Source organism: Rhodococcus sp. T2V (genome assembly GCF_029269925.1).
GTDB classification, from domain to species: Bacteria; Actinomycetota; Actinomycetes; order Mycobacteriales; family Mycobacteriaceae; genus Rhodococcus_F; species Rhodococcus_F koreensis.
In genome coordinates, this window is sequence record NZ_JARJBD010000042.1 from 39,422 (window position 1) to 65,508 (window position 26,087).

Genomic DNA, 26,087 nt, shown 5'->3' on the forward strand with positions numbered 1-26,087 from the left:
GGGTCGATCCACACCGCATTCGGAGCCGGTGACGGGTAGCGGCGACAACGCCGGGCCCATCGACTCCGCACGACACTGGAGGAAACGCAATGACCGAGGTCGGAGCCCCCCGCGAGGAACGCATTCGCCGCGCCCTGGATCACCTGCGCAACGACACGACGGACGAATTCGACCACATCACGTGGTTCCAGCCGGAGGAATTCACCGATCCGGCCGTGGCCAAGCGGGAACGTGACCTCATCTTCGGACGTGTCCCCTCGATCGTCGCTCACGGTTCCGAGATCCCCCGCGCCGGCGACTTCTTCACCCTGCAGATGCCGCGGAACAACATCATCGTGGTCCGTCAGCGCGACGGCGGCGTCAAGACGTTCGTCAACCTCTGCCGGCACCGTGGCGCCCTCCTCGAAAAGGAGGAGAAGGGCCGTTGCCGACTCTTCTCCTGCCCCTACCACCGGTGGTCGTACGACACGGACGGCAGCCTCCGGACGATCACCCGCGACAACACGTTCGGCGAGACCGACACCACCGACATGGGGCTCGTGGAATTGCCGACCGAGGAGCGTCACGGTTTCATCTGGGTCGTCGACGACGCGGACGCCGAGATCGACGTGGCGGGCTGGCTCGGCGAAGAGATGGATACGATCGTCGCCGGCTACGACCTCGGTTCCAAGATCGCCTTCCAGTCCGAGGGATTCGACGAGCCGGTGAACTGGAAGATCATGCAGGACGCCTTCCTCGACGGGTATCACATCCAGTACGCCCACCCGAATACCGCGGCAAAGCACATCCACACCAACGTGCTGGCATTCGAGGACTTCGGCAGGCACTGCCGATTCATCGCGCCGCGCAAGTCGATCGACCGGTGGATCGAAGAGGATCCCGGTGACCGGAGCCTGGCCAAGGACATCACGGAAACCCATTTCCTGCTTCCCAACAGCACCCTGCTGCGGCAGCCGGATCACTTCCAGCTCCTCACCTTCCGGCCGCACCCCACCGATCCGCAGCGCTGCCGCATGGAGATGCGCCTGATCGTGCCGCCGGTCGCGGAGACCGAGATGACCGAGGAGAGGTGGAACCGCCTGTGGACCAAGAACTGGGAGATCCTCCTCGCCGTTCTCCACGCGGAGGATTTCCCCCTCCTGCGGGACTCGCAGCACGGCATGACCAGCGCCAACGCCGGCCGGATGGTGTTGGGCCAGAACGAGGTCGCCAACCAGGTGTTCCGGCGTGAGACGCAGAAACTACTGGCAACGAACTGACAACACATGATGTGCGGGGCGCCCCACGGGCGTCCCGCATCAGGAGGAAGACATGCAGAGCGATCTGTTCGACCGGGACCACGAGTTGTTCCGCGAATCCGTGCGGGGATTCGTCGACAAGCACGTGGTGCCCCAACTCGAGAAATGGGATGCGGATCGCCTGATCGATCGCGAGACCTGGCTGGCAGCCGGTCGCCAGGGTCTGCTCGGACTGCCCGTCCCCGAGGAGTACGGCGGGCCGGGCGAACTGGACTACCGCTTCCGCTTCGTGATCCAGCAGGAGATCGCCCGGGTCGGCGCGTCGGCCCTGCAGTCCGGATTCTCCACGAACGACGACATCGTCCTGAACTACCTGCTCCGTCACGCCGACGACGAGCAGCGCCGGCGCTGGCTGCCCGGGTTCGTCACCGGCGAGACCATCGGCGCGATCGCGATGAGCGAGCCTGCCGCGGGCAGCGACCTGCGCGCCATCCAGACCACGGCGGTCCTCGACGGCGACAGCTGGGTGATCAACGGGTCCAAGACGTTCATCACCAGCGGAATCCTCGCCGACCTGGTGATCGTGTTCGCGAAGACCGATCCTTCCTCCGGCTCCCGCGGGTTCAGCCTCTTCGTCGTCGAAGACGGGACGCCGGGATTCGCCCGGGGCCGCAAGCTCGACAAGCTCGGTCTGCACGCCCAGGACACCGCCGAGTTGTTCTTCGAGGACGTCCGCGTCCCCAAGGAGAATCTGCTCGGTGAGCTCGGTTCGGGATTCGCGTATCTGATGCAGAGCCTCCCCCTCGAACGACTCGGCATCGGCATCGCCGCGCAGGTGTCCGCCGAGGCGGTCCTCGGCTGGACCCTCGACTACGTCAAGGAGCGGACTGCCTTCGGCAAGCGGGTCGGGGAGTTTCAGGGCCTCGGCTTCACCCTCGCCGAACTGCAGACGGCCGTCGAGGTGTCCCGCGCATACATCGACCGGTGCGTACGTGAGCACAACGCCGGCACCCTCACCGCGGTGGATGCGGCGAAGGCCAAGCTCTGGGCCACGGAACTGCAGGGCCGTGTCATCGATGCCGGGGTGCAGTTCCACGGTGGGTACGGCTACATGATGGAGTATCCCGTCGCCAAGGCGTACATCGACGCGCGGATCCAGCGGATCTACGGCGGCACCAACGAGATCATGAAGGAAATCATCCATCGAGACCTGATGAAGGCCTGAACGATTCCGAGGAGAAGGGGTGCGGCGAAGTAATCTTCGCCGCACCCCTTTTTGCGCCGTTCCCACCCACGCCCATCCGCGAAGAAACTATATTTGTTAGGTAAAATGGTCCCCCTGGGGTAGAGGAGTCGGACGCGATGGGTGCACGCGCGCGCACGGTGGCAGTTCTCGGGGCCCTGGCAGTCCTGGGCACTCCGGCGGTGGCCGACGCCGCCCCGGACAAGGCTCCGGTCGGGCCCCCGCAAACCGGGTGGCCTGCCGCGTGGGCCTATTCCATCGAGCATCCCGACGCGATTCCGCAGGGCATGAACGATTTCTCGTGCAAGCCGGACGCCGCTCATCCGCGGCCCGTCGTCCTCGTCAACGGAACATTCGAGAACAGCTACGCCAACTGGGCGATGTACTCACCCCAGCTGAAAACCGACGGCTACTGCGTCTTCGGCCTCGACTACGGGGGCCCGGACACCGGCCCGTTCCATCAGACCGGCGACATGCGCGTGTCCGCCCGGCAGGTCGGCGATTTCGTCGAGACGGTCCTCGCCGCCACCGGCGCCGACCGAGTCGACCTCGTCGGGCACTCCCAGGGCGGACTCGTGCCGCTGTATTACATCAACCACCTCGGTGGAGAGTCGAAGATCGGCACGATGATCGGGGTCGCTCCCGCCACCAACGGCATCAGCGCCTACGGAATGCTGCATTTTCTCGCTGCGCATTCCCAGGCGAAAGATGCCGTCGGGAACGTGATTCCGGCGGTCGACGACGGGACGGCGGGTTCGGCGTTCGTCACGGAGACCGGTGAGGGTGGCATGACCCGCCCGGAAGTCGAGTATGCGACCGTCAGTTCGCGGCACGACCTCGTCGTGCAACTGAGCGAGTCGCAACTGCCGCCCGGACCGAACGTGTCCAACGTCGTGGTTCAGGAATTCTGCCCCGAGGATCTGACCAATCACGGAACCATGGTGTACGACGACATCACGCTCCGGATCGTGCGCAACCTCCTCGACCCGGCGACGGCCGTTGCCCCCGCCTGCCATCCTGTCGCGCCGCTGCCCTGAACCTCGACGTGCGAAAGCGGGATGGGCCGAGGTTTCCCCGGGCCCATCCCGCCGTGTGAGCGTCGGCCGTTATGCGGCGACCTCGGGCGACGACGGGGCCCGCTCCGCACCGTCCGTTGCGAGCTGTGTGCGCGACACCGAGACCCATGCGGCGGCGACGCCCGCCACCGAAATCGCCACCAGCAGGATGCTCAGTGCCGCGGTGCTGCCACCGTCGTTGAACGCGAGTTGCACCGCGAGGACCGGCACGAGCGCGGCGCCGAGCGCGTTCCCGAGTTCACGGCCCAGCCCCAGACCGCTGAAGGCGTGCCGGGTCTCGAAGAGTTCGGTGACGTACGCCCCCATCGGCCCGAAGATCGCAGCGACACCGACCCCGTTCCCCAGCACCAGGACCAACCAGAACGCGGCGCTACCGCCCCCGTGCCCGACGAGCCAGAACGCCGGGAAGGCGAGCAGCGCGGAGAACACGAAGCCGGAGATGATGACCGGTCGTCGGCCCACCCGGTCCGACAGCATCCCGAACAGGGGAATGAATGCCGCACAACTCAATTGCGCGAGCACCAGGCCGATCAGGATGTCGGTCTGCCCCATGCCCAATTGGTTGCGGCCGAACGTCAGCATGAAGACGAGATAGAAGTAGCCGAGACCGGCCTGCCCGAACACCATCACGAGTACGGACAGGATGGCGCGGGGTTGCCGGCGGATGACGTCGAGAACCGGGGAGGTGGTCTTGTCGTTCGATTCCTCGATGTGGCGGAACGCCGGAGTCTCGGGCAACCGGGCCCGCAGCGACAGGCCGTACAGCAGAATCAGTCCGCTGAGCAGGAACGGCAGGCGCCATCCCCACGACATGAAGGCTTCCTCGGGAAGGGCGGCCGACACGATCAGCAGGGCACTGGTGCCGAGAACGCCGCCGATGGACGCTCCCGCCCCGGGCAGGGATCCGAGAAGTCCCTTTCGGCGTTGCGGCGCGAACTCCACCGCGACCAGGGTCGCGCCGCCGTATTCGGCGCTGGCCCCGATTCCCTGAAGGATCCGGAGGAGGACGAGGAGGGCCGGGGCCAGCCAGCCGATCTGCGAGTAGCCGGGCAGCAGACCCACGAGCATCGTCGCGGCCCCCATCATCACGAGGGTGAAGACGAGGATCTTCTTCCGTCCGATCCGGTCGCCGAGGCTGCCGAGGACGACGCCGCCGATCGGCCGGACGAGGAAGCCGACCGCGAACGTCCCGACCGCTTGCAGCGTGGCCAGGAAGGGACTCGCACCGGAGAAGAAGACGCTCCCGAACACCACCGACGCGGCGGAGGCGTAGAGACTGAAATCGTAGTATTCGAGCAGAGTTCCGACGAAGGCGGCTCGGCTGGCTCGCTTCGAGTCGCCGGCGGACCCGGACTCGGAGACCGTCGTGGCACCGTCTGCGGCGGTTGATGGGTTGGTCGTCATGCACACACTCCGTGTCGTGCGGTCTCGAAGAGTTCGAGAATGATTGTGACGGGTGCCACGTTAACCAACAGCCATTAGGTTTGTCCAGACTTTACCTTCGGGCTTTCGACCTCACCGGAACACCGGTGACATGGACGTGATTCGACAGCGGCCCAGGGTAACCCGGGCCGCTGTCGAATCCACTCGCGTGTCACCGCGCGGCGGAGGCGGCCACCCCGAGCGGGGGATCCGTGACGGGCGGTTGCAGGATTCCCTCGTCCACGAGACGATCCACCTCGGCGGACGTCATACCCAGCAGCTCCTCGCAGATCTCGCGGGTGTGCTGCCCGGCGAGCGGGGCCTGGCTCAGCGGCGGATCGGAAATGGCCGAGAAGCGCGCGACGCGGGCTGCCGTGGGCAACGCCTTCGGGAGCAACGCGTGACGGGTGACCGTGTAGGCGTCGCGGGCCGCCAGGTGCGGATCGGTGAGCAGTTCGGGAAGTCGCAGCATCATCCCGGCGGGCACTCCCGCCGCCTGCAACTGCGCGACCGCCGCTGCGGGAGAACGCGTCTGCAGCCACTCACCCAGCACGGCGTCGACGTCCACGCGGTTGCGGATCCGCTCGGCCCGGGTGCGGAACGCTGGAACATCCGCCAGTTCGGGCGTGCCGATCGCGGCGCACAGTCGCACCCAGTCGTCGTCGTCCCTGACCGACACGACGCACCACTCGTCGTCACCCGCACAGGCGAACACCCCGGCCGGCGCGGCGAACGGGTCCGAGTTGCCGGGCGCGGAGACGGTGCCCGGTCGGAGCGATTCGGTGACGAGTTGAGCACCGAGTTGGACGAGCGCGGTGTCCGCCTGCGCCACCTCGAGCGCTGCGCCCCTACCCGTGCGGGTCCGCTGGATCAGGGCGGCGAGCACCGCGATCGCCGTGACGTGGGCGGCGATGTGATCGGGATAGACGGTCGAGCCGTCACAGAGCAGATCCTCGTTCCCGGGGTACCGCCACAGGGCGGACACACCGCACGCGGCACGCACCAGCGGGCCGTATCCGAGTCGGTTGTTCCACGGTCCGGTACTGCCGAACGCGCTGCTCTCGGACACGATGATGCGGGGGTTGAGTGCGGCGAGTTCGTCGTACGACAGGCCCATCGACGCGAGTGTTCCGGGCTTGAAATTGGCCAGGACCACGTCGGCCTCGGCGACGAGTCGGCGGAACAACTCCCCGCCCTCGGGGCTGCGCAGGTCCAGACCGAGGCTGCGCTTGTTGCGGTGCCCCCAGGCGACGGACGCGGCCAGCGCCGCACCCCGCTTCGACTGGCGGAGACCGTCGGGGAACTTGGCATTCTCGACCTTGACGACATCGGCGCCGTAGTCGGCGAACTGACGGCTGAGTTCGGCGCCGAAGACGATCACGCCCAGGTCGAGAACGCGGAGGCCGTCGAGTGGGCGGGTGCCCAGCTGCCGGGTCCCGGACGCCTCGCCCGCCGGCGCCTCCCGCGCCGCCCGGGGCTGGGCGTCGTGCTCCCCGACCTCGGGCGCCGGGGTCCTGATTCCGACGCGTGCGCCGTCGATCGACACGTATCCCGTCGGAACCCGGGCGTGCACCCCGGTGGCGATCTCCATGTCCGCGAGGGCACCGGCCACGTCGAAGTGCTCGGTCGTCAGCACTTCCCCGAGCGAGAGGACGCCGCCGACGGGCACTCCCCTGGCCGCGCCCTCCGCGACGAGCTGGTCGCGGGTGCGGGTCGCGAACAGCGCCTCGATGAGGGGGTGCAGGGCGTCGGCGGCGGCGAATCGGGCCGGAATCGTGTCGTACTTCGGGTCGGCGAATTCCTCCGGCTCGCCGAGCCATGCGAACATTCCCCGCCACTGCCGTTTGGCCAGCAGGCAGATCCGCACGTGGCCGTCGGCACAGGGGAACACCGGATAGAAGTTCGACGCGTCCGGCCGATTCCGGGGGAAGTCGTCGGAGCGCCCCGCGGCCGCGGAACCCTGCGTCCCGAAACCGGGATCGAAGCCGTGGACGAGCGCTTCGAAGGCCGACAGATCCACGACTTGGCCGCGACCGGTGTGGATGCGGTCGTAGTAGGCGAGCAGCGCCGACCAGGCGGCGTGCATCCCCACCGTCTCCTCCACCAGGCCGGCGGGAGGAAGCAGGGGTTCGGCTCCGGGAGCGCCGGAGCGGGACAGCACACCGCTCAGTGCGTACAGCACCTGTTCCGTGGCCGCCCAGTCCCGGTAGGGCCCGGTCTGCCCGAACGGCGTGACCGACACGCACACCAGTGACGGTGCGAGAGCGGAGAGTTCAGCCGCGCCCACTCCGCGCTCGCTCAGCGCGCCCGGCGCGTGCGATTCGATCAGGATGTCGGATTCCGCGGCGAGTTCCCGCAGCCGATCGAGGCCCACGGGGTCGTCGAGGTCCACGACGATCCCCCGCTTGTTCGCGTTGCGCAGCGCGAACGGGATGCTGACCCCGTCCACCACCGGCTCGGCGCGGCGTGAACGGGCACCTCCCGGACCTTCCACCTTCGTCACCTGCGCGCCGAGGTCGGCGAGGTACCGGCCACACGACTCACCGAGGCCGTCGGTGAGGTCCAGTACGCGGACACCGGTCAGCGGTAGCGTCATCGCCTGCTCCGTTCGATCAGATCTGATGGTGAATGAAAAGCGTTTCGAATCAGCGTGTTCCGAAGTACACGGACTTCGTCGCGAAATACGGATTCAGGCCTTCCGGACCGAGTTCACGTCCGAGACCGGACGACTTGACGCCGCCGAACGGCGCGTCGAGGTCGAGGGCGTAATGGTTGACGCCGACGGTCCCGCTGTGGACCCGGGAGGCCAGGGCGAGGCCGTGCTCCTCGTCTGCGGTCCAGACCGTGCCGCCCAGGCCGTATTCGGAGTCGTTGGCGATCGCCACGGCCTCGTCCTCGTCCGTGTAGGGGGTGATCGTCAGAACGGGCCCGAAGATCTCCTCCTGGGCGATGCGGGCGGAGTTGTCCACGTCCACGAACACCGTCGGCTCGACGAACCAGCCGAGCGGCTGCGAATCCGGTACGCCCCCGCCGGTCGTCGTGCGGTAGCCCGCGCTGCGCCCGTCCTCGATGTAGCCGAGCACGCGCTCGCGCTGGGCGGCGCTGACCAACGGCCCGATCGCGGTGGCCTTGTCGAGGGGATCCCCGACGACGAGACCCCGGACCGTCTCGGTGACCGCCTCGACGACCTCCTCGTACCGGGCACGGGGGGCGAGGATCCGGGTACTCGCATGGCACGTCTGGCCGTTGTTCACGAGCGACACCTCCGCGAGGTTCGCGGCGAACACGGACAGGTCGGCGTCGGGTGCCACGATTGCAGCCGATTTGCCGCCGAGTTCGAGCGTGACGGGGCGCAGCAGCCTGCCACACACCTCCCCGATCGCTCGTCCCGCTGCCGTCGAACCGGTGAACGCGACCTTGTCGACCCCCGGGTGCTGCACCAGGTAGGCGCTCGCCTCGCGGCCCGCGGGCACGATGTTCAACACTCCCGGCGGCAGACCGGCTTCCTCGGCGGCATCCGCGAACGCGAACGCGTCGAGCGCGGTTTCGGGGGCGGCCTTGAGCACCACGGTGCAGCCGGCCGCGAGCGCGGGCGCGATCTTCATCGCGGCGAGCGGTTGCGGGTAGTTCCACGGGGTGATCGCGGCGACGACGCCCACCGGCTCCCGCCGGACCACCGTGCGGCCGCCGAACGCGCTGGGACGGACGTCCTCGGACGCCGCGTCGCGGACGAGCGCGGCGTAGTAGCGGATCATGGCGGCGGGTCCGAAACCGTTGACCCCGGCGGAGAGTGAGATCGGCATCCCGTTCTCGCGGCTCACCAACGTCGCGGTGTCGCGACCACGCTTCTTCAGCGCGGACGCGAACGCGTCGAGAAGGTCTGCGCGAGCGCGGTTGTCGAGCTGCCCCCACGGTCCGCGGAGTGCGTCGCGTGCGGCGGAGACGGCGGCGTCGATGTCGGCGGCGGAAGCGAGAGCCGAACGCCCGAGCACCTTCTCCGTGGCAGCCTCGACGACGTCGGCCGCGGCACCCTCCTGCGGGGCGACCCACCGGCCACCGATGAACAGAGCGTCGCGGTCCACGGTCATGTTGTCCATGTCGATCCTTCTCACAGAGTCGGGGTGCTACAGCACGTCTTCGTGGGCGAACAGCGTCGAACTGACGAGCGGTGCCATCGGGCCGCCGATGAACAGCGACGTCTTGGCGTGCGCCACGGGATTGGTCGACGTGCCGCGGATCTGCCGCACCGCTTCGACCGCGAGCCCCATTCCGTTGACGAACGAGTCGGCGATGTTGCCGCCACTCGTGTTCACGGGGAGCTTGCCGACGCCCGCGGTGAGGTTGTCGACGGTGAGGACCTCGCCTGCGGCGGGGCCGGACGGCGCCAGGCCGTGGTCGATGAGCGCGGCGACGGCGGGCCCGCTGAAGTTCTCGTACACCTGGACGACGTCCACGTCGTCGGGGCCGAGACCTGCCGCGGCCCAGAGTCGGTCCGCGACTCCGGGCCGTCCGGCGGCGCCCGCGAAACCCGCTGTGGCGTACTGGTCGTCGTTGTCGATGATCGAGGAGTAGCCGCCCGGTGCGCCCTGGGCGCCCGCGAGAACGTACGCGGGATCGGGTCGCAGCGACTTCGCGCGGTCGGCGGAGACCAGCACCAGCGCGACGGCGCCGTCGCTCTCCCGCGAGCAGTCGTACAGGTGGAACGGTTCGGTGATCAGGCGGGACGACTCGTACGTCGCCTCGTCGAGCGGCTTGCCGTAGCCCTGCGCGGTCGGATTGTTCTGGGCGTGCCGATACGCGGCGAGCACCAGCGCACGCATGGTCTCGCGCGGCACCCCGTCGTGCTCGAGCAGTCGCTGTGTCCGCAGCGCGCACACCTGGGCGGGCGATCCGACGCCGTGCGCGAGGAAGTGCGGGCCGTAGTGGTACTTCGCGTATCCGAGGCGACCGGTATCCGCCTGTGCCATCGAGCGGTAGACGACGACGCAGTCGGCCTGCCCGGCAGCGATCGCGACGGCGGCATTGTTGATCGCGGCAGCGACCGTCCCACCGCCGCCGCCCCACATCATGTTCGACCACCGGACGTCGTCGACGCCCAGTGCGCCGCCGATGACCGCACCGTCGTGCCCGCCGCCCGCATACGACACGAATCCGTCGAGTTCGCGCGGCGAGATGCCGGCGTCCGAGCATGCCGCGAGGATCGCCTCGAGCGTCATCCTCAGTTCACCCGCCGGGGCCTCGCCGCGGCGGTAATGCAGTTCGGACACGCCGACGACGGCGGCCGCCCCGCGCATGGTGAGTGCACTCATGCCTGCGCTCCTTCGGTGGATCGACGCCAGCGCAGTAGCGGCCAGGTCGCGCCTTCGTCGTGCTCGATGTGCCCGACGACCGGGTCGCCGATGCGGATGGCGTCGGTGTCGTCGCCGGTCAGGATTCCGAGTACCCGGCGGTGCCCGGCCTCGGGAAGTTCCACCAGGACCGTCACGTACGGGACCCGGTCGGCCAGTTCGGTGATGAACGGGTACCAGCTGCGCGACCAGCTGTACACGGTCCCGGTGGGCGTCACGGACTCCCAGTTCGGGTCGAGGGTGTGGCAGGATCCGCAGACCCATTGCGGTCCCCAGATCCAGGTCTTGCAGTTGCCGCAACGCTGGAGTCGCAGCTCACCTCGGGTGAGTCCGTCCCAGTACGGTTGGTCGAGGCCGTCGGCGGACGGTCCCCACGGTTCTCCCGTCATGCCGGATGCCCTCCTTCGGCGGGGAAGTTCTCGAGCGCCGCGGCCAGCCAGCGGCCGTCGTGACGCTCCCAGATCGATCGCAGGCCGATCGTGCCGCCCGGGGTCGTGTACACCGTCTCGCCGATGCGGCGGTCACCGTCGGCCCGGACGTCCTTGATCTCGAACCCGTCGACGTCGCCGCGGGGAACGGTGACACCGTCGAACACGGCGGGCAGGTTCTCCTGAACCATGTCGGCGAGTGCGGACTTCATGTCTCCGGACACCACGTATCCGACGTGCCGCTCGTACAGTTCGCGGAAGTCTTCGACAGACATTCGAAACTCCTTTTCTCCGTGAGAACCTCACGCCTCACGGCGGATGCCCTCGATTCCTATACCTTATGACTTTAGGTAAACCGGAGTCAATCGTCCGCGAACCGGACCGTGCCGTCGGCGGCGACGACCGCTGTGCCCCGCGCGACGTCGACGCCGACCAGACGCGCCAGCGCGCCCGCTTCCGTCGTGGTGGCCAGCGTGCGTTCGCCGCTGCCGGTCCGCACCGCCACGAAGCCGCGCTCCGGGGCGCCGTCGCGGCCGTGCACGACGGTCCAGGACTCGATCGAGCCGGACCCCTCATAGCTCGTGAGCGCTCGCGTGGTCGGCAACGCATCGACGTCGGCCTGAACGTCGTGACGCCGGAAACCGCTGCGCGGCGGCTCCGTCCGGTAGACGCCGAACGCGTGCTTGGTGAGGTAGCCGCCGTTCGCCGTGATCAGCCCGTACGTTCCCGGCGCCTCGCGCAGCCGGGTCGCCAGGGTGGCGATCGCGTGGGTGCTGTAGTTGTTCCACGGACCGCCCGCGAACGTCAGGCCGCCGGTGAGCGTCAGCGGTCGACCGGGATCGTCGACGGGCAGCCCCAACTCGGCCGCGGCGACCTGGACGGCCGACGGGAAGCACGAATACACGTCCACGTGCGCCAGGTCGTCCCGCCCGATTCCCGACAGTTCCAGGGCGCGCGCCCCCGCCAGCCGGATGGCGGGTGACCGATCGAGCGCCTCCCGTTCGGCGATGTCGTACGTGTCGTGCGCTTCGGTGCCCGCATGCGGAAAGACCCAGTTGTCGCGGGGAATCCCGAGACGGGTAGCGACGCCGACGGAGCAGAGGAGCAGCGCCGCGCCCTGCTCCACCATGTTGTTCGAGTTCATCAGCTTGGTGTACGGCCGGCTGATCCACCGATTGTCCTCGGACGGCGTGACGATTTCGTCGGCCGTGTACTCACGGCCGGTCCACGCGTGCGGGTTCGTCGCCGCCACCTTGCTGAATCCCGACCAGAGTGCGCCGATCGCGGCACGATGCTCGTCCTCCGACCGCCCCGACGAGATCCGCAGCGCCTGCTCGAACAGCGGGTACACGTACGCGGGCCGATCGAGCCCGATCCTGGACTGACCGTCGAAGACCATCGGCACCTCGGGGACGAGGACCTCCGCGGATGGAACCGAGTCATCCTGTACGGTCCACTCCGGGCGAACACCCTGAGACCGCAACTTCATCCGGGTCCGCCAGGACTCGGCACCGCCCACCAGGACCACGTCGGCCCGGCCCGCCGCGATGTCCTCGGCCGCCTGGTTGACGAGGACCTGCGGGCCGCTGCCCCCGCTGCCGGTGTACCCGGTGTGCCGGACGGCGGCGCCGATGCGTTCGCCGACCAGCGCCCCGGGGTCGCGGTACCGCCACGACAGCATCCCGATCAACCGCACCGAGTCGACGAGTTCGAGCAGACGCGACGATCCTGCCTCTGAGGCGGCGGCGCGGGCCGCCGCGACGATCAGATCGACGGGTTCCACTCCGCCGCTCCGCTCGTTGACCTGTCCGCCGCCGACGAGGATCGGGGTGCGCGGATCGAGCGTCACGACATCACCGCCTCGAGGATGCGTTCCCGGTTCTCCGGCCTCGGCCAGCCGCCGAGGATCAGCGTCGTCAAGCAGGTGGGTTTCCAGCGGTTCACGATGTCCTCACAGATCTTGTCGGCAGGCCCGATCAGCGCGACGTCCTCGACCATCTCCGTCGGAACGGCCTGCGCGGCGAGATCGGGCCGTCCACGCAGGTACAACTCCTGGATCTCGGCGCAGGCGTCGGCCCAGCCCATGCGGGCGAAGACGTCGTTGTGGAAATTGGCGCCCTTCGCGCCCATGCCACCGGCGTACAACGCGACGACGGGTTTGATCTTGGCCGCCGCCTTTTCCACATCGTCGTTTTCGACCAGCCAGCACACGTTGGCGATCTCGAAATCCGACGGCGACCGGCGGGCCCCGTCCCGGCCGAACCCCTCGGCCAGCGCGGCGCGGTAGAACTCGTCGCTCTTGGGCGAGAACCACAGCGGGGTCCAGCCGTCCGCGATCTCCGCGGCGAGCGCGACATTCTTCGGACCCTCCGCCCCGAGATAGACCGGAATGTCCTCGCGCAGTGGGTGAACGATCGACTTCAACGGCTTTCCGAGACCGCTGCCACCGTCCAGCGGCAGCTGATAGTGCCTGCCTTCGTAGGTCACCGGCTTCTCCCGGGCCCACACCGCACGCATGATCTCGACGTACTCGCGGGTCCGCTCGAGCGGCCGGGGATACGGTTGCCCGTACCAGCCCTCGACCACCTGCGGTCCCGACGCGCCGATGCCGACGATCACCCGGCCCCCGCTGAGGTGGTCGACCGTCTGCGCCGCCATCGCCAGGGCCGTCGGCGTCCGGGCCGACATCTGGCAGACCGCGGTTCCGAGTGTGATGGTGGACGTGCGGGATCCCCACCAGGCGAGGGGGGTCAGCGCGTCCGATCCGTAGGTCTCCGCCGTCCAGAAGCTGTCCACGCCGAGTGCTTCGGCTTCGGCGAGCATCCGTTCGACGTTGCGCGGCGGTCCGGAGCCCCAATATCCGGCGGCGATACCGACTTTCACTGGTATTCCTCACTTACTGCCCCGTTGGGCCGGTGTTGCTGGTCGCTGAAGTTCAGTGATTCAGATACTCGGGCGGTCGCTTCTCGAGGAAGGACTTCACCGCCTCGCGGTGGTCCTTGGTCATGGCTGCCAGGATCTGGGTGCGATTCTCGAGATCGATCGCCGCCCGGAGACTCGGCACCTCGAGGTTCGACCACATCACCTCTTTGGTCATCCACACCCCGAACGGGGTGTTCTGCGCGATCGCCTCGGCGGTGCCCAGCGCCGCGTCGATCAGGGTGCTGCTCGATTCGACGGACGAGGCGATTCCGATGCGTTCCGCCTCCAGGGCGTCGATCGTCCGGCCGGTGAGCAGGATCTGCGCCGCGCGCGAGAACCCGATCATGCGCGGCAGCAGCCAACTGACTCCGATGTCGCAGTTGGACAGGCCGCGTTTGATGAACGACGCGTGCAGCGCCGCCGAGTCGGCGATGATGCGGATGTCGGCCATCAGCGCCAGCGCCATCCCGCCGCCTGCCGCGGCGCCGTTGATCGCGGCGATGATCGGCGGGCGCGCACCACGGAACGCCTCCACCAGGTCGGCGATGTGCTTCTGCACCCGCAACCCGGCCTGGGGGCGGCCCTCGCCGTCCGCGGCGCCGTCCGGGGTGCCGTACCCGCGCAGGTCCAGGCCGGCGCAGAACGCCTTGCCCGCGCCGGTGAGGACGATCGCCCGGATCGTCGAGTCGTCCCGCACCCGGGCCAGAACCCGGTGCAGTTCGCCGATCATCTCCGCGTTCATCGCGTTGAGCGCTTCGGGTCGGTTCAGTCGCACGAGCAGGATGCCGGGCCGCGGCTGCTCGGTCAGTATCAGTTCGGACATTCGGGGCCTTCCCCTCGTGTGGTTCCGACGGCCTCCGCTTCGTGTCGGTACCGTCGACATATCAAGCTAATACCTTTAGGTTAATACCTCAAGATCCACAGTTCGGACGGACGGCGCGAAAGGACAGAACACAATGACGGAACTGCACGGCAAGGTCGCGGTGGTGACCGGTGGCGCGAGCGGGATCGGGGCGGCGACCTGCGCACTCCTCGCGGAGCGGGGTGCGCGGGTGGTGGTCACGGACATCGACGACGAACGCGGCGAGGCGGTCGCGGCCGCCCTCGGCGAGCACGGCGCCTACCTGCACACCGACGTCACCCGCGAGGAGGATGTCGCGGCCGCGGTCCGCGCCGCGACCGAGCGCTTCGGACGCCTCGACGCGATGGTCAACAACGCCGGCCGGGTCGGGGCCTGGACGTACGTCGCCGACACGACCGTCGACGAGTGGGACTCCTCGTTCGCCGTCCTGGCGCGCAGCGCCTTCCTCGGCACCAAGCACGCCGCCCGGGTGATGCGCGAGCAGGGGTTCGGCACCGTGGTCAACGTGTCGTCCGTGGCGGGCGTGCGCACCGGCTTCGGCCCGCACCCCTACGGCGCCGCGAAGGCCGCCGTGCTGCAGATGACCCGCAGCGCCGCACGCGAACTCGCGGAATTCCACGTCCGGGTCAACGCGGTCACCCCCGGCGGTGTCGCCACCCGCATCGTCGGCCACGGCGCCGGCCTGGACGGAGACGCGCTGGACGCCAGCGTCGACAGCGTGCGGCAGGGCCTGGCGACATTCCAGCCGATCCCCCGCGCCGGCGAGGGCCAGGACATCGCCGGCGCCATCGCCTATCTGGTCTCCGACGACGCAACGTTCGTGACCGGGCAGAACCTCGTCGTCGACGGGGGCCTGACCCTCGGGAAGGCGTGGCCCGCGAACTACAGGCGCTGACGCGCCCGTGCGCGGTTGACGAGTCCTGGGACTCGTCAACCGCGCACGAGCGCCGGAGGCGCCTTCAGACGCCGACCGGACCACCGAGCCAGACGCCCACCTCTTCACCCGACACATGGCGGGCGTCGTCACTGACGAGGAAGGACACGGTCGCCGCCACGGACTCCGCCGGGATCCGCGGCCAATGGGCGGCCAGGGCGTCGACGGCGGCGTCGCCCCCGGAACTGATGATGTCGGTCTCGACGAAACCGGGAACGACGGTGTTGACGGTGATGCCGCGCCGCGCGACCTCGAGTGCCAACGTCCGGGTCATCCCGGTCAGACCGGCTTTCGCCGCCGAGTAGGCGCTCATCCCGGGCGACGGCCGCCGTCCGCCGGACGGGCTTCCGAAGAAGACGACCCGGCCCCAGCCGTTCTCGTACATCGCAGGCAACGCGGCGTGCGTGCAGTAGAACGCCCCGCTGAGGTTGACCGCGATCACACGATCCCAGTCCTCCGGTTCCTGCTTGCGGACCGAGCCGGCGAGGTTCATGCCCGCGTTGTTGACCAGTACCGTCGGCGCCCCGAGCGTGTCGGCGGTCCGTGAGATCAGCTCCTCGGCGGAGGCCGCGTCCCCGATGTCCGCCTTGATCGCCACCGCGCGACCACCGCCCGCGACGATCTTCGCGACCACGTCGGCCGCATGAGTCTCGCTGCGCGAATAGTTCACCGCCACGGCGAAACCGTCCGACGCGAGTCGCTGCGCGATTGCCGCACCGATGCCCCGGCCACCCCCGGTGACGACGGCGACCTTCTGTTCACCCGCGTTCGTCATTCAGCGCACCTTCCGGTGGGTGTCCGGCACGTCCGCGTACGTGTCGCGCAGTTCCCGTTTGGCGATCTTGCCGCTGGCCATCCGCGGCAACGGCTCGTCCAGCAGGACGACGTAGCGCGGGACCTTGAAGTCGGCGAGGCGCCGATTGCAGAACTCGACGACATCCGCCTCGGTCAGGCCCGGCGCCGCCTTCACGAGGGCAGCCGGAGTCTCTCCGAACTTCGCGTCGGGCACGCTGATCACCGCGACTTCCTCGACCTCGGGGATCTGATTGATCACCGATTCGATTTCGGCGGGCGAGATGTTGAGCCCACCGGAGATGATCATGTCCTTGAGGCGGTCCACGTAGGTCAGGTAGCCGTTCTCGTCGAGCTTTCCGAGATCTCCCGTGTGTAACCAGCCGTCGATCAGCGTGGCTTTCGTCGCGTCCTCGTTGCGCCAGTAGCCCGGCATCATTCCCGGACCGCGGAGGAGGATCTGCCCGGTTTCGCCGGGCGCGCAGTCGTTTCCGGACGCGTCGACGACTCGGATCTTGGTGAAGATGCCACCCCACCCGCACTTGTCCGGATGCTCGGCCGCCTCGTCGCGGGGCATCACGGTGGCGGAACCGCCGATCTCGGTCTGCCCGTAGATCTGCCGCAACTGCACACCCCGGTCCTGCCAGATCCCCAGCAGGTGTGCAGGCACCCGGGCACCGCCCACGTGTGCGGTGGTGAGGTGGCGGAGGTCGGCGTCGGCGAATCCCGGGACCTTCGCGATCTGCTCGAACAGGATGGGTGGACCGGTGAGCGTCGTTGCCTTGTCCTCGACCAGAACACGCAGGGCCGCCTGCGGGTCGAATCCCGGTTGCAGGAAAAGCGTGCCGCCGTGGATGACGGTGCGGGAGATGCCCCAGATGATGCCCGCCGCGGTGAACAACGGCAGCACGAGCAGAGGACGAAGACCGTTGGGCAGGATCGGTTCCATCAGCGACCACTCGTGCATCTCGCCCGCGATGGTGGCGTGGGTGAACACCACCCCCTTGGGCCTGCCCGTGGTGCCGCTGGTGAAGACGATCGCGGTCGGTGTCGAGATGTCGACCACGGGAATCGGGAACGTACTGTGCTCCCCGCCGCGCAGGGGCCGCACGTCGTGTTCGAGCACGGCGATCGAGAAGGTGTCGTGTGCCTTCAGGACCTCTTCGAGTCCCGGAAGGTACGCCTGATCGCAGTAGACGATCTTCGGCTCACAATCCTCGACCAGCGCCGTGAGCTCGCCGGCGAGCATCCGTTGATTGAATGGCGCGGCGATGGCGCCCACCTTCATCGCCCCCAGCGCCGCCGCGCACCATTCGAGGGTGTTGGTTCCCACGAAGCTGACCCGGTCGCCCGGCAGGACGCCGCGCGCCGCGAGGTCGTGGGCGACGCCGTCGGCCCACCTCGACAGTTCCGCGTACGTGACGACGTCGCCGTCGAAATCGATGGCCGGTTGGCCGGGGACGATCCGCGCCCAGAAATTCAGCGCGTCGATCACGGTTCCGCTCATTCATTGCCTCCTGTGTGCCCGGCCGCGACCGGCGGGATCGAAACCGAAGTTCTCCGTGACAGGGACTCGTGCGTACGGTCGCACTGTGCCGCCCGTCACAACTGCTAAATCTAAAGGTTGTTGTTAAATCCGGCAAGGTGCGCTTCGCACCCGTGAGTACTTGTTAACGTCCGGCGGTTAACAAGTACTCACGGGTGCCGGAGGCGCACCACCTCGACGTTGATGCCGGTGAGCTGCGACTGGTTGCTCAGCGGGTCGTAGCCGTCCGTCCCGGTGGGCGCGAGACGGTTGACGTTCACACCCGGGTTGCGCCTCGCGACGTCCAGCCCCCGGGCCGTGCGCTGCCCCCAGCCGTGGGTCATCGCCACGACGCCCGGCCGGAGGGTGTCGTCGTAGATCAGCATCGCGTCGACCTCGCCGTGGCGGTTGCGCACGGTGACGTCGTCGCCCTCGACGAGGTCCCGGCACCGCGCGTCGTCCGGGTGCATCCACAGCGGATTGCTCTGGTGGACGCCCTGTTTGAACACCGGAAGATTGTGCAGCCAGCTGTTGACCATGTAGTGGGTGCGCCGGGTGATCAGTTTGAGTTGGTCGGCGGGCTCCGCGGCCAACTCCTCGAAGATGCGTTCCGCGGTCCCGTACGAGCGCTGGAACAGCGCGGGACAGCAGTCGATCAGGCCGTCGTCGTGCTGGACCGCGATACTGAAAACGTGCGACGGTTCGGCCTCCGGCAGCACCGCGGTCTGGCACGGCATGGTCGCGAGGAGATCGATGCTCAGACCCGACTCCCGCATCATCGCGTCGACCGCGGCGAACGGATTCGGGTCGGGGTCGTCGAGCAGGGTCGGAACGCCCATCGCCTGCTGGATGCGGGACAGGATCCACCAGTCGTCGCGGCGCTCCCCCCTCGCGGGGACGACGGCGGGCGTGTACTGCACGTACGGCTCCATCGCCACGCCCATCGTGTTGAGGAAGTTGACGTCCTCCCGTTCCAGCCAGTCCGTAGCCGGCAGAACATAGTCCGCCATCTCACCGGTGACCGTGCGGTACAGATCGACGGTCACGATCAGGTCCAACTGCTCGAACGCCCGGCGCAGGCGGTCGTCGCCACCGACCGACAGCAGCGGGTTGCCCGACACCACGATCAGCGCGCGGACCGGGTCGTCGGGATTCTCGATGAAGTCCGGCAGGAGCGCGGCGGGGAGATCACCGCCGACGGTCCGCATCTCACCGAAGGGCCCCTCGTAGAACGGGTCCTCCCGTTTGCGCTTGGAACCCTGCACCACGTCGGCGACGCCACGCGAGTAGATGTTGCCACCGCGCCTTCCGAGGTTGCCGGAGAACAGGCTGACCATGGTGAGCATCCAGTAGGCCAGGGTGCCCTGACGGCCCTGGTTCACCCCGGTCGCCATGTAGACGCTTGCGCTCGGTGCCGCGCAGAACTCGTCGGCGACCCGCCGGATCGTGTCGGCCTCGATGCCGGTGACTCCGGCGATCCGATCGACGGGATACTGCCGGACGAAGTCGAGCAACTCGTCGACGCGGCGAGCGTGACGTTCCACCTCGGCCCGGTCGTACCCGATCCGGAAGACGATCTCGTGCAGGATTCCGGCGAGGAAGTAGAAGTCGGTGTCCGGCTTGATCAACAACACGTCCCCGGTCTCCGGCGACGACGACTCGATGCGGCGCGGATTGACGAACTGGACGGTCCCGCCACGGCTCTTCACGGCGCGGATCTTGGCCATCGGATCCGAGATGTGGATCAGCGTCATGTGCGAGACCTGCGGGTTGCTGCCGACGCACAGGAAGTAGTCGGTGTGCAGCAGGTCGGGGATCGGATGTGCCATCGACGCCCCGTAGATCGCCTCACTCGCAGCATATTTGGCCGAGGTGTCCTGGGTTCCCGCACTGAAGCGCATCCGGGTGTCGAAGCCGCGCGCGATCGTGGCGGCGTTCGCATAGTAGGCGCCGTTGAACGCCGACGGGTTTCCCTGATAGACGGCGAGGGCACCCCGGCCGTACCGGCGCCGCACTTCCGCGAGCCTGTCGGCGATCTCGCGCGCGGCGACGTCCCACTCGACGGGTTCGAAGTCGCCGCGCTCCTCGCTCCGCGGATTCGTCCGCTTCAGCGGCCGGTCGAGGCGATCCGGATCGTTGTGAACCTGGAGGTAGTGCACACCCTTGTGGCAGGAGAACCCCTTGTGCACGGGATGATCCCGGTCCGGTTGCAGCCGGACCACTTCGCCGTCCCGGACCTCGGCGAGCAGGCCGCACCCCGGCTCGCAGATGCGGCAGAACGTGTGCACCCGGGCCGTGTCCGGACTCACCGGGCGGCCGCACCCGCGACGACGGCCGCCTCCCGGGCGTCGACGATCTTGATGCGGGGCCTGCCCTCCTCGCGGCCGCGCTCGCGCTCGAACCGGTCGATCGCGCGCCAGTCCGCACCGCCGAGCGCGTCGGGCCTGCGTTCGCGCACCAGCGCCGCCAGGTCCGCAGCGGCCGCGGTGGGGGCGGCGAGCAGTCCCGCGCGATGATCGGCGAGGAGTGCCTCGACGGTCTCCGCCGCGCAGTAGCGATTGGTGCCGATCACACCGGTGGCACCGCGTTTGATCCAGCCCGCCACGTAGTGGCCGCGGACGGTCTCCCCGGTGCCGGGCAGCGTGACGCGGCCCGCGGCGTTGGCGACGGTTCCGGCGGCCTCGTCGAACGGGAGGCCGTCGATCGGCAGTCCGCGGTACCCGACCGCCCGGAGGATCAGTCCGCACTCGATCCGGTCGGCGGTGTCGGCGTGGGCCACCAGAAGCGACTCGGCACGGCCCGCACCGAGCACCTCTCGTGGGGAGGTACCGAAGCGCAGCACGATGCGCTTGTTCCCCGGCGTCGCCTCCCGCCGGGAGTAGTCGGCGAGGATCCGCAGCTTGGCCGGTGCGTCCGGTGCCGCCGTCACCGGACCGTCGACGAGGACGTCGATTCCCGGCAGCGAGCCGAGCGCGAGCAGTTCCGGCGTGGTGCAGGCCGCGTGCTCGGGTCCCCGCCTGCCGAGCACCACCACCTCCTCGACCCGGCTGTCGGCCAGGGCGGCGAGGGCGTGGTCGGCGATGTCGGTGCGGCGCAGGGTGTCCACATCGGAGACGAGGATGCGGGCGACGTCCAGGGCGACGTTGCCGTTGCCGACCACGACGGCGCGGCGCGCGGACAGGTCGAACGTGCGCTCGGCGTGGTCGGGGTGGCCGTTGTACCAGGCGACGAACTCCCGGGCGGCGTAGCTGCCCGGCAGGTCCTCGCCGGGGATGCCGAGGCGCCGGTCTCCCGACGCACCGGACGCGTGGATCACCGCGTGGTGGTGGGCCAGCACCTCGTCGATCGTCACGTCCCGCCCGACCTCGACGCCGAGATGGAAGGTGAAGCCGTCGCGTCGGGCGGTGCGGTCGAACACCCGGTCCACCGTCTTGGTGTGCCAGTGGTCCGGCGCGACGCCGAACCGCACGAGTCCGCCCGCGACGGGCAGCCGTTCGAACATGGTGACCTCGGCGGCGATGTCGCGACGGGCCAGCAGTTCCTCGGCGGCGTAGAACGCCGAGGGTCCGGATCCGACGATCGCCACCCGCAGCGCAGGCGGATCGGTGACGCCGGTGGTCGCGAGGGCGAGCGGAAGCGGCTGCACGTGCGCACCCGGTGCGGCGCTGCGGGGATTCCGCTGGAAGTACTCGGCGTTGATCTCCCGGTATCGGTCGATGTCGGGTGCGGGGGCGTCGCCGGGAACGATCGCGTCGACCGGGCACACGTCGGAGCAGGCGCCGCAGTCGATGCACGCGCCCGGGTCGATGTACAGCATCTCGGTGCGCGTGTACTCCCGCTCGGCGGGAGTCGGGTGGATGCAGTCGACGGGGCAGACCGCGACGCAGGTCGCGTCGTTGCAGCAGTTCTGGGTGACCACGTACGCCATCAGGGATGCTCCTCGCTGGTGCGCGTCACGGTGACCGGGACGCCGTTGAAGATCGGGGACGCCGTCAGCGCCTCGAGGTCGGTGGTGTCGTCCACCAGGGCGTTGTAGTTGCTGCCGGGCACCGACGCCGACCGGGGCGTCCGCAGGCCCGGCCCGTGGTGGCCCCACCCGTGCGGCATGCTCACGACACCGGGACGCAACGCGTCGTCGATTCGCAGTTCGGCCGTCACGGTGGTGACCTTGGACGTCACCGCCACCCGGTCGCCGCCGACCAGGCCGCGCTCGGCCGCGTCGCGTGGGCCGATCAGCAGGGCGCACTGGCCGCCGTCCGGTTGGGGCAGGGCATTGTGCAGCCACGAATTCATGCCACGACGTTGACGCCGGTTGATCAGCAGCAGATCCGGGGCAGCCCGGGTCATGCTCGCCCGCACCCGCGGCAGATCCCCGACGATCATCTCCGGCATCAGGTCGATCCGCCCGTCCGGAGTGCGCAACACCTCCGGGACGCGCGGTGTCAGCGGCCCGTAGTCGATGCCGTCCGGGTTGGCCTCCAGCAGTGCGAGAGTCAGCCCGTCCGGGTCCAGCCCGAAACGGTCGCCGTAGGGCCCGCTGCGCAGACGCAGGTCCAGCAGTCGCTGAGGGCCGCGCCTGCCGGTGACGGCGTGCAGTGCCTGTTCCGCCTCGCAGCCGGCGAGTTTCGCGGCGCGCCGGGCGGCGACGGCCGCCACCTCGTCGTCCATCTCCTCGACCGCACGGTGCGGGGTTCCCTGGGCGATCGCGGCGATCCGCAGCAGGATCTGCCATTCCGCCAGCTCGCCGTCGGCGAGGTCGAGCAGGGGTGGGGTGTACCGCGCGACGTTCCGGATCTGGAAGTGCGCCAGCGTCACGTCGTGGTGGCCGCGGGTCGCCAGCGGTGGCGGCGGCAGGATCACGTCGGCGTGGCGGGTGGTCTCGTTGAGGTAGCAGTCCACCGACACCATGAAGTCGAGGGCGCCGAGCGCCTCCTCGATCGCCCCACTGTTGGGCAGGGAGCGGGCCGGGTTCCCGGCGAGGGTGATCAGCGCCCGGGTACGGCCCGGTCCGGGCGTGAGGATCTCCTCGGCGAAGCACACCGCGGGCAACTCCCCCATCGCCTCCGGCAGCCCCCGCACTCGCGAACGCCACCGGTCGAACATCAGCTTCGGCGGTCTGGTCACCGGCCAGGTGTTCTGCCCGCCGGCCGGCGGCAGCGCGAACATCGCCCCTCCCGGCCGGTCCAGGTTGCCAGTGACGATGGTGAGCACCTCGACGAGCCAGTTCGCGAGGGTGCCGAACTCCTGCATGCACGTCCCGATCCGTGAATGCGCCACCGCTGCAGGCGCGCCCGCGAACCCCCGCGCGACCGCGCGGATCATATCGGCGTCGACCCCGCACGCGGCGGCGACGGCGTGGGGGTCGAAGTCCGCCGCCATCGCCAGAGCGGCGTCCAGGCCGTCGACCACCGCAGGCACCCGGTCCGGTCGGGACAGCCCCTCGGACGCGATGACGGACAGCACCCCGAGCAGGAACAGGGCGTCGGTCCCGGGCCGGATCGGCACGTGCAGATCCGCGACCTCGGCGGTGCGGGTGCGGACCGGATCCACCACGACGAGGGTGCCGCCCCGCTCACGCAACGCCTGCAGGCGGTGGTGCATGCCGGGTGCGGTGACGGTGCTGCCGTTGGAGACCATCGGGTTCGAGCCGAGGATCAGCAGGTAGTCGGTGCGGTCGAGGTCCGGCAGGCTCATTCCCAGCCCGGTGCCGTACAGCAGCATGTGCGCGAGGTTCTTCGGCCAGGTGTCGACGCTGGCCGGCGAGTAGATGTTCCGGGTACCGACCGCACCGATCAGCTCACCCAGGTAGAACGTCGAATCCAGGTGGTGGGCGGCCGGATTCCCGTGGTAGACGGCGCAGCTGCCCGGGTCACCGGTGACGAACTCCGGTAGCCGGCGCTCGATCTCGGCGAACGCCTCGTCCCAGGTGGCCTCGCGGAACCCACCGTCCGCGGTGCGCAGGAGCGGGGTCCGGATCCGGTCCGGGTCGCCCTCGATGCGGCCGAGACCGAGTCCCTTCGCGCAACTGTGCCCGGCGCTCATCACGTCGTCGGGGTTCGGCGCGACCCGCGTGATGGCGCGACCGTCGAGTTCGACCAGCAGTCCGCAGGTCGACTCGCACAGCGGGCAGATCCGGTGCCCGGCGATCGGTTCTGCCGTCGTCATCACACGTCCTGTTCGATGGTGGTGGGCTCGACCGCGACGGGAACCGCGGTCATGGTGGGCATCGCATTGATCGACTGGACGCCGTCACCGGTTCCGGTCAGCGCGTTCACGTTCACTCCGACGTCGTCGCGTGGGTCGACGCTCCCGAAGCAGTGCGTCATCGACACCGTGCCGCGGGCCAGTGTGGCGTCCGCCCGCGCGGTCGCACGCAGGTGCCCGGACGCCGAGCGCACGATCACCGTCTGCCCGTCGGCGATGCCCACGGCGGCGAGGTCGTCCGGGTGCACACTCGCGGGGTTGGCGCCACCGGGAACAAGTCCCGGCACGCGGGTACCGGTGGAGTTGACGGCCTCCCGGATCCGCCGCACCGTCAACAGGAGCGGGAACTGTGCTGCGACAGCCCTGTCCGTCAGCGCTGCACGCAGTTCGGCGCGCACGTCCTCGGGCATCAGTGTCAGGCGGTGCCCGGCATTCTCCTCGGCCGCTGGACCCACGACGGCGCCGCTGCGTCCGGCGAGGTGTCCGTGCGGGGCGGCGACCAAGTCCGCGAACGGGATGCGCCCCCGCTCGGCCATCATGGCCAGCAACTGCTCGGAGGTCGGCGGCGAGGCGGGGTCCAGGATGCGACCGGCGAACTTGACGAGCTGCCCGGAGGCGGCGGCGAGGTCGAGGAAGAATCGCCAGTCGTCGACGACGCCGGGCGGCGCAGTCACGACCGCGGGGGTGTACTGCGCGAACGGCTGCGGGAAGAACGGCTCCATGATCGCGGTGTGATCGGCGCGCTCGTACATCGTGGTCGGGGCGATCACGTAGTCGGCGAGCCGCGCGGTGTCCGACATACGCGGGTCGACGCACACCAGTAGGTCCAGTGATCGCATCGCGCGCAACGCCTTCCCGCGATCGGGCAGCGCCGCCGCCGGGTTGCCGCCGGAGACGATCAGCGCCCGCACCCGGTCGGGGCCGGGTGCGAGGATCTCGTCGGCGAGGATGCCGGACGGCAGTTCGCCGCGGATCGCCCGCACCCCGCCGATGCGGCTGCGGAATCCGTGCTCGAATGCCCGGGTGGCCGGCGCGACCTCCGCGCGCGCCGGTTGGTGCCGGGTCAGGACGGCGCGGTCGTCGGCCCGCTCCCCCTCGCGCAGATACCGGCCGCACACCACGTTCAGTGCCGCGACGAGGTGTTCCGCGAGGTTCGAGTGCGGGCCCATGCACAACCCGGTGCCGCTGGTCGCCATGCCCCGTGCCGCGCCTGCGAACACCCGTGCCGCGTCGCGGATCCGGCCTGCGGGAATACCGCAGATCCGCTGCACGACGCCGGGGGTCACACCGGCGACGGCATCGGCGAGCACGGCCAGGTCGGCCGTGTACCGGTGGCAGAAGCCGGCGTCGTGGAGGCGCTCGGTGAGGACGACGTGCAGGAGACCGGCGAACAGCACTGCGTCCGTGCCCGGCCTGGGTGCCAGGTGGATGTCGGCGAGAGCCGCGGTCTCGGTGCGTCGCGGGTCGACGACGATGAGCCGCAGGCCCCGTTCCCGCGCCGCCCTCAGGGTGACGGACGGGTTCTGCACCACCGCGCCGTCCCCGTCGCCGCCGTTGCCGGAGACGACGGGGTTGGTGCCCGCGAGCAACCACACGTCTGCGTCCTCGAATCGCTGCCGACCGCCGAGGTACGTTCCCATCCGTTCGGCGACAACCCATTTCGCGGACTGGTCGATGGTCATCGTGGAGAACAGCTTGTGCGAGCCGGTACCCCGGAACCAGGCCCGGGCCATCGGCGGGGTGAGTGCGGCGAAGTTCTGCTGTGTCCCCATGAACAGCGCGACCGCATCCGGTCCGTGCCGGTCGACGATTGCGCGCAGCCGGTCCGCGATGTCGGTGACCGCCCGCGCCACCGGCACCGGCTCGTGGGTACCTGCCGCGGTGCGGCGCATCGAGGTGGTGAGCCGGTCCGGCCCGTGGACGAGGTCGCCGCCGCGGCGCCCCTTCGGGCAGGTGTAGCCGCCGGAGATCGGATGGTGGGCATCGCCGAGCACCCGCGCGATCCGCCCGTCCTCGATGTCGAGCAGGACCCCGCACGAGGAGGCACACAGCCTGCAGTACGACGTGGCCCTCGACGTGACGGATCGCATGGC

The 26,087-nt window shown here is 69.2% G+C and carries 19 protein-coding genes; 4 read left to right on the plus strand and 15 right to left on the minus strand.

Going from position 1 to position 26,087, the window contains the following annotated elements:
• Nucleotides 1-89: 89 nt before the first annotated feature.
• The 3 genes from P3H15_RS29890 (at nucleotide 90) to P3H15_RS29900 (ending at nucleotide 3,518) form a co-directional block, all read left to right on the plus strand.
• Nucleotides 90-1,259, plus strand: a complete 1,170-nt coding sequence (locus tag P3H15_RS29890) for an aromatic ring-hydroxylating dioxygenase subunit alpha (protein ID WP_276140530.1) — start codon at nucleotides 90-92, stop codon at nucleotides 1,257-1,259.
• Between the two features lie 52 nt (nucleotides 1,260-1,311).
• The gene (locus tag P3H15_RS29895) at nucleotides 1,312-2,463 is read left to right on the plus strand and encodes an acyl-CoA dehydrogenase family protein (RefSeq protein ID WP_276140531.1); all 1,152 of its coding nucleotides are present in this window, start codon (nucleotides 1,312-1,314) and stop codon (nucleotides 2,461-2,463) included.
• A 137-nt stretch (nucleotides 2,464-2,600) separates the two neighbouring features.
• Entirely contained in the window at nucleotides 2,601-3,518 is a 918-nt protein-coding gene (locus P3H15_RS29900) for a triacylglycerol lipase (RefSeq protein WP_276140532.1), read from the plus strand.
• A 69-nt stretch (nucleotides 3,519-3,587) separates the two neighbouring features.
• Here P3H15_RS29900 and P3H15_RS29905 read toward each other — a convergent pair whose 3' ends face one another.
• The 9 genes from P3H15_RS29905 to P3H15_RS29945 form a co-directional block, all read right to left on the minus strand.
• Nucleotides 3,588-4,961, minus strand: a complete 1,374-nt coding sequence (locus P3H15_RS29905) for an MFS transporter (RefSeq protein ID WP_276140533.1) — start codon at nucleotides 4,959-4,961, stop codon at nucleotides 3,588-3,590.
• Nucleotides 4,962-5,151: 190 nt separating this feature from the next.
• On the minus strand, nucleotides 5,152-7,575 hold the full coding sequence (locus P3H15_RS29910) for a CaiB/BaiF CoA-transferase family protein (protein WP_276140534.1): 2,424 nt from the start codon (nucleotides 7,573-7,575) through the stop codon (nucleotides 5,152-5,154).
• Nucleotides 7,576-7,624: 49 nt separating this feature from the next.
• Nucleotides 7,625-9,076 carry an aldehyde dehydrogenase gene (locus tag P3H15_RS29915; protein ID WP_276140535.1) on the minus strand — a complete coding sequence of 484 codons (1,452 nt, stop codon included), beginning with the start codon at nucleotides 9,074-9,076 and terminating at the stop codon, nucleotides 7,625-7,627.
• A 27-nt stretch (nucleotides 9,077-9,103) separates the two neighbouring features.
• Nucleotides 9,104-10,288, minus strand: a complete 1,185-nt coding sequence (locus P3H15_RS29920) for a transporter (protein ID WP_276140536.1) — start codon at nucleotides 10,286-10,288, stop codon at nucleotides 9,104-9,106.
• Nucleotides 10,285-10,716, minus strand: a complete 432-nt coding sequence (locus tag P3H15_RS29925) for a Zn-ribbon domain-containing OB-fold protein (RefSeq protein WP_160100351.1) — start codon at nucleotides 10,714-10,716, stop codon at nucleotides 10,285-10,287. Before P3H15_RS29925 ends, P3H15_RS29920 begins: the two co-directional genes overlap by 4 nt.
• Nucleotides 10,713-11,030 (minus strand): hypothetical protein, encoded by a 318-nt coding sequence (locus tag P3H15_RS29930; protein ID WP_172651461.1) that lies wholly within the window; start codon nucleotides 11,028-11,030, stop codon nucleotides 10,713-10,715. Before P3H15_RS29930 ends, P3H15_RS29925 begins: the two co-directional genes overlap by 4 nt.
• 86 nt (nucleotides 11,031-11,116) lie before the next feature.
• Nucleotides 11,117-12,604: an acetyl-CoA acetyltransferase gene (locus P3H15_RS29935; protein ID WP_276140537.1), complete on the minus strand. Its 1,488-nt coding sequence runs from the start codon at nucleotides 12,602-12,604 to the stop codon at nucleotides 11,117-11,119.
• Nucleotides 12,601-13,638 carry an LLM class F420-dependent oxidoreductase gene (locus P3H15_RS29940; protein ID WP_276140538.1) on the minus strand — a complete coding sequence of 346 codons (1,038 nt, stop codon included), beginning with the start codon at nucleotides 13,636-13,638 and terminating at the stop codon, nucleotides 12,601-12,603. Before P3H15_RS29940 ends, P3H15_RS29935 begins: the two co-directional genes overlap by 4 nt.
• Nucleotides 13,639-13,690: 52 nt before the next feature.
• Complete coding sequence (locus P3H15_RS29945; RefSeq protein ID WP_276140539.1) at nucleotides 13,691-14,500, minus strand: enoyl-CoA hydratase/isomerase family protein; 810 nt, start codon at nucleotides 14,498-14,500, stop codon at nucleotides 13,691-13,693.
• Between the two features lie 133 nt (nucleotides 14,501-14,633).
• On the opposite strand from P3H15_RS29945, the gene P3H15_RS29950 reads away from it, so the two are divergent.
• Entirely contained in the window at nucleotides 14,634-15,434 is an 801-nt protein-coding gene (locus tag P3H15_RS29950) for a glucose 1-dehydrogenase (RefSeq protein WP_276140540.1), read from the plus strand.
• A gap of 64 nt (nucleotides 15,435-15,498) precedes the next feature.
• Here the strand turns inward: P3H15_RS29950 and P3H15_RS29955 are convergent, their stop codons facing one another.
• The 6 genes from P3H15_RS29955 to P3H15_RS29980 all read right to left on the minus strand — a co-directional run bounded on the left by P3H15_RS29955 (nucleotide 15,499) and on the right by P3H15_RS29980 (nucleotide 26,084).
• A complete protein-coding gene (locus P3H15_RS29955; RefSeq protein WP_276140541.1) occupies nucleotides 15,499-16,248 on the minus strand; it encodes an SDR family NAD(P)-dependent oxidoreductase in 750 nt (249 codons plus the stop codon).
• Nucleotides 16,249-17,772 (minus strand): class I adenylate-forming enzyme family protein, encoded by a 1,524-nt coding sequence (locus P3H15_RS29960; RefSeq protein WP_276140542.1) that lies wholly within the window; start codon nucleotides 17,770-17,772, stop codon nucleotides 16,249-16,251.
• A gap of 188 nt (nucleotides 17,773-17,960) precedes the next feature.
• Complete coding sequence (locus P3H15_RS29965; RefSeq protein WP_276140543.1) at nucleotides 17,961-20,099, minus strand: molybdopterin-dependent oxidoreductase; 2,139 nt, start codon at nucleotides 20,097-20,099, stop codon at nucleotides 17,961-17,963.
• Nucleotides 20,096-21,718 carry an FAD-dependent oxidoreductase gene (locus P3H15_RS29970; RefSeq protein WP_276140544.1) on the minus strand — a complete coding sequence of 541 codons (1,623 nt, stop codon included), beginning with the start codon at nucleotides 21,716-21,718 and terminating at the stop codon, nucleotides 20,096-20,098. Before P3H15_RS29970 ends, P3H15_RS29965 begins: the two co-directional genes overlap by 4 nt.
• Nucleotides 21,718-23,955, minus strand: a complete 2,238-nt coding sequence (locus P3H15_RS29975) for a molybdopterin-dependent oxidoreductase (RefSeq protein WP_276140545.1) — start codon at nucleotides 23,953-23,955, stop codon at nucleotides 21,718-21,720. Before P3H15_RS29975 ends, P3H15_RS29970 begins: the two co-directional genes overlap by 1 nt.
• Complete coding sequence (locus tag P3H15_RS29980; RefSeq protein WP_276140546.1) at nucleotides 23,955-26,084, minus strand: molybdopterin-dependent oxidoreductase; 2,130 nt, start codon at nucleotides 26,082-26,084, stop codon at nucleotides 23,955-23,957. Before P3H15_RS29980 ends, P3H15_RS29975 begins: the two co-directional genes overlap by 1 nt.
• Nucleotides 26,085-26,087 lie beyond the last annotated feature (3 nt).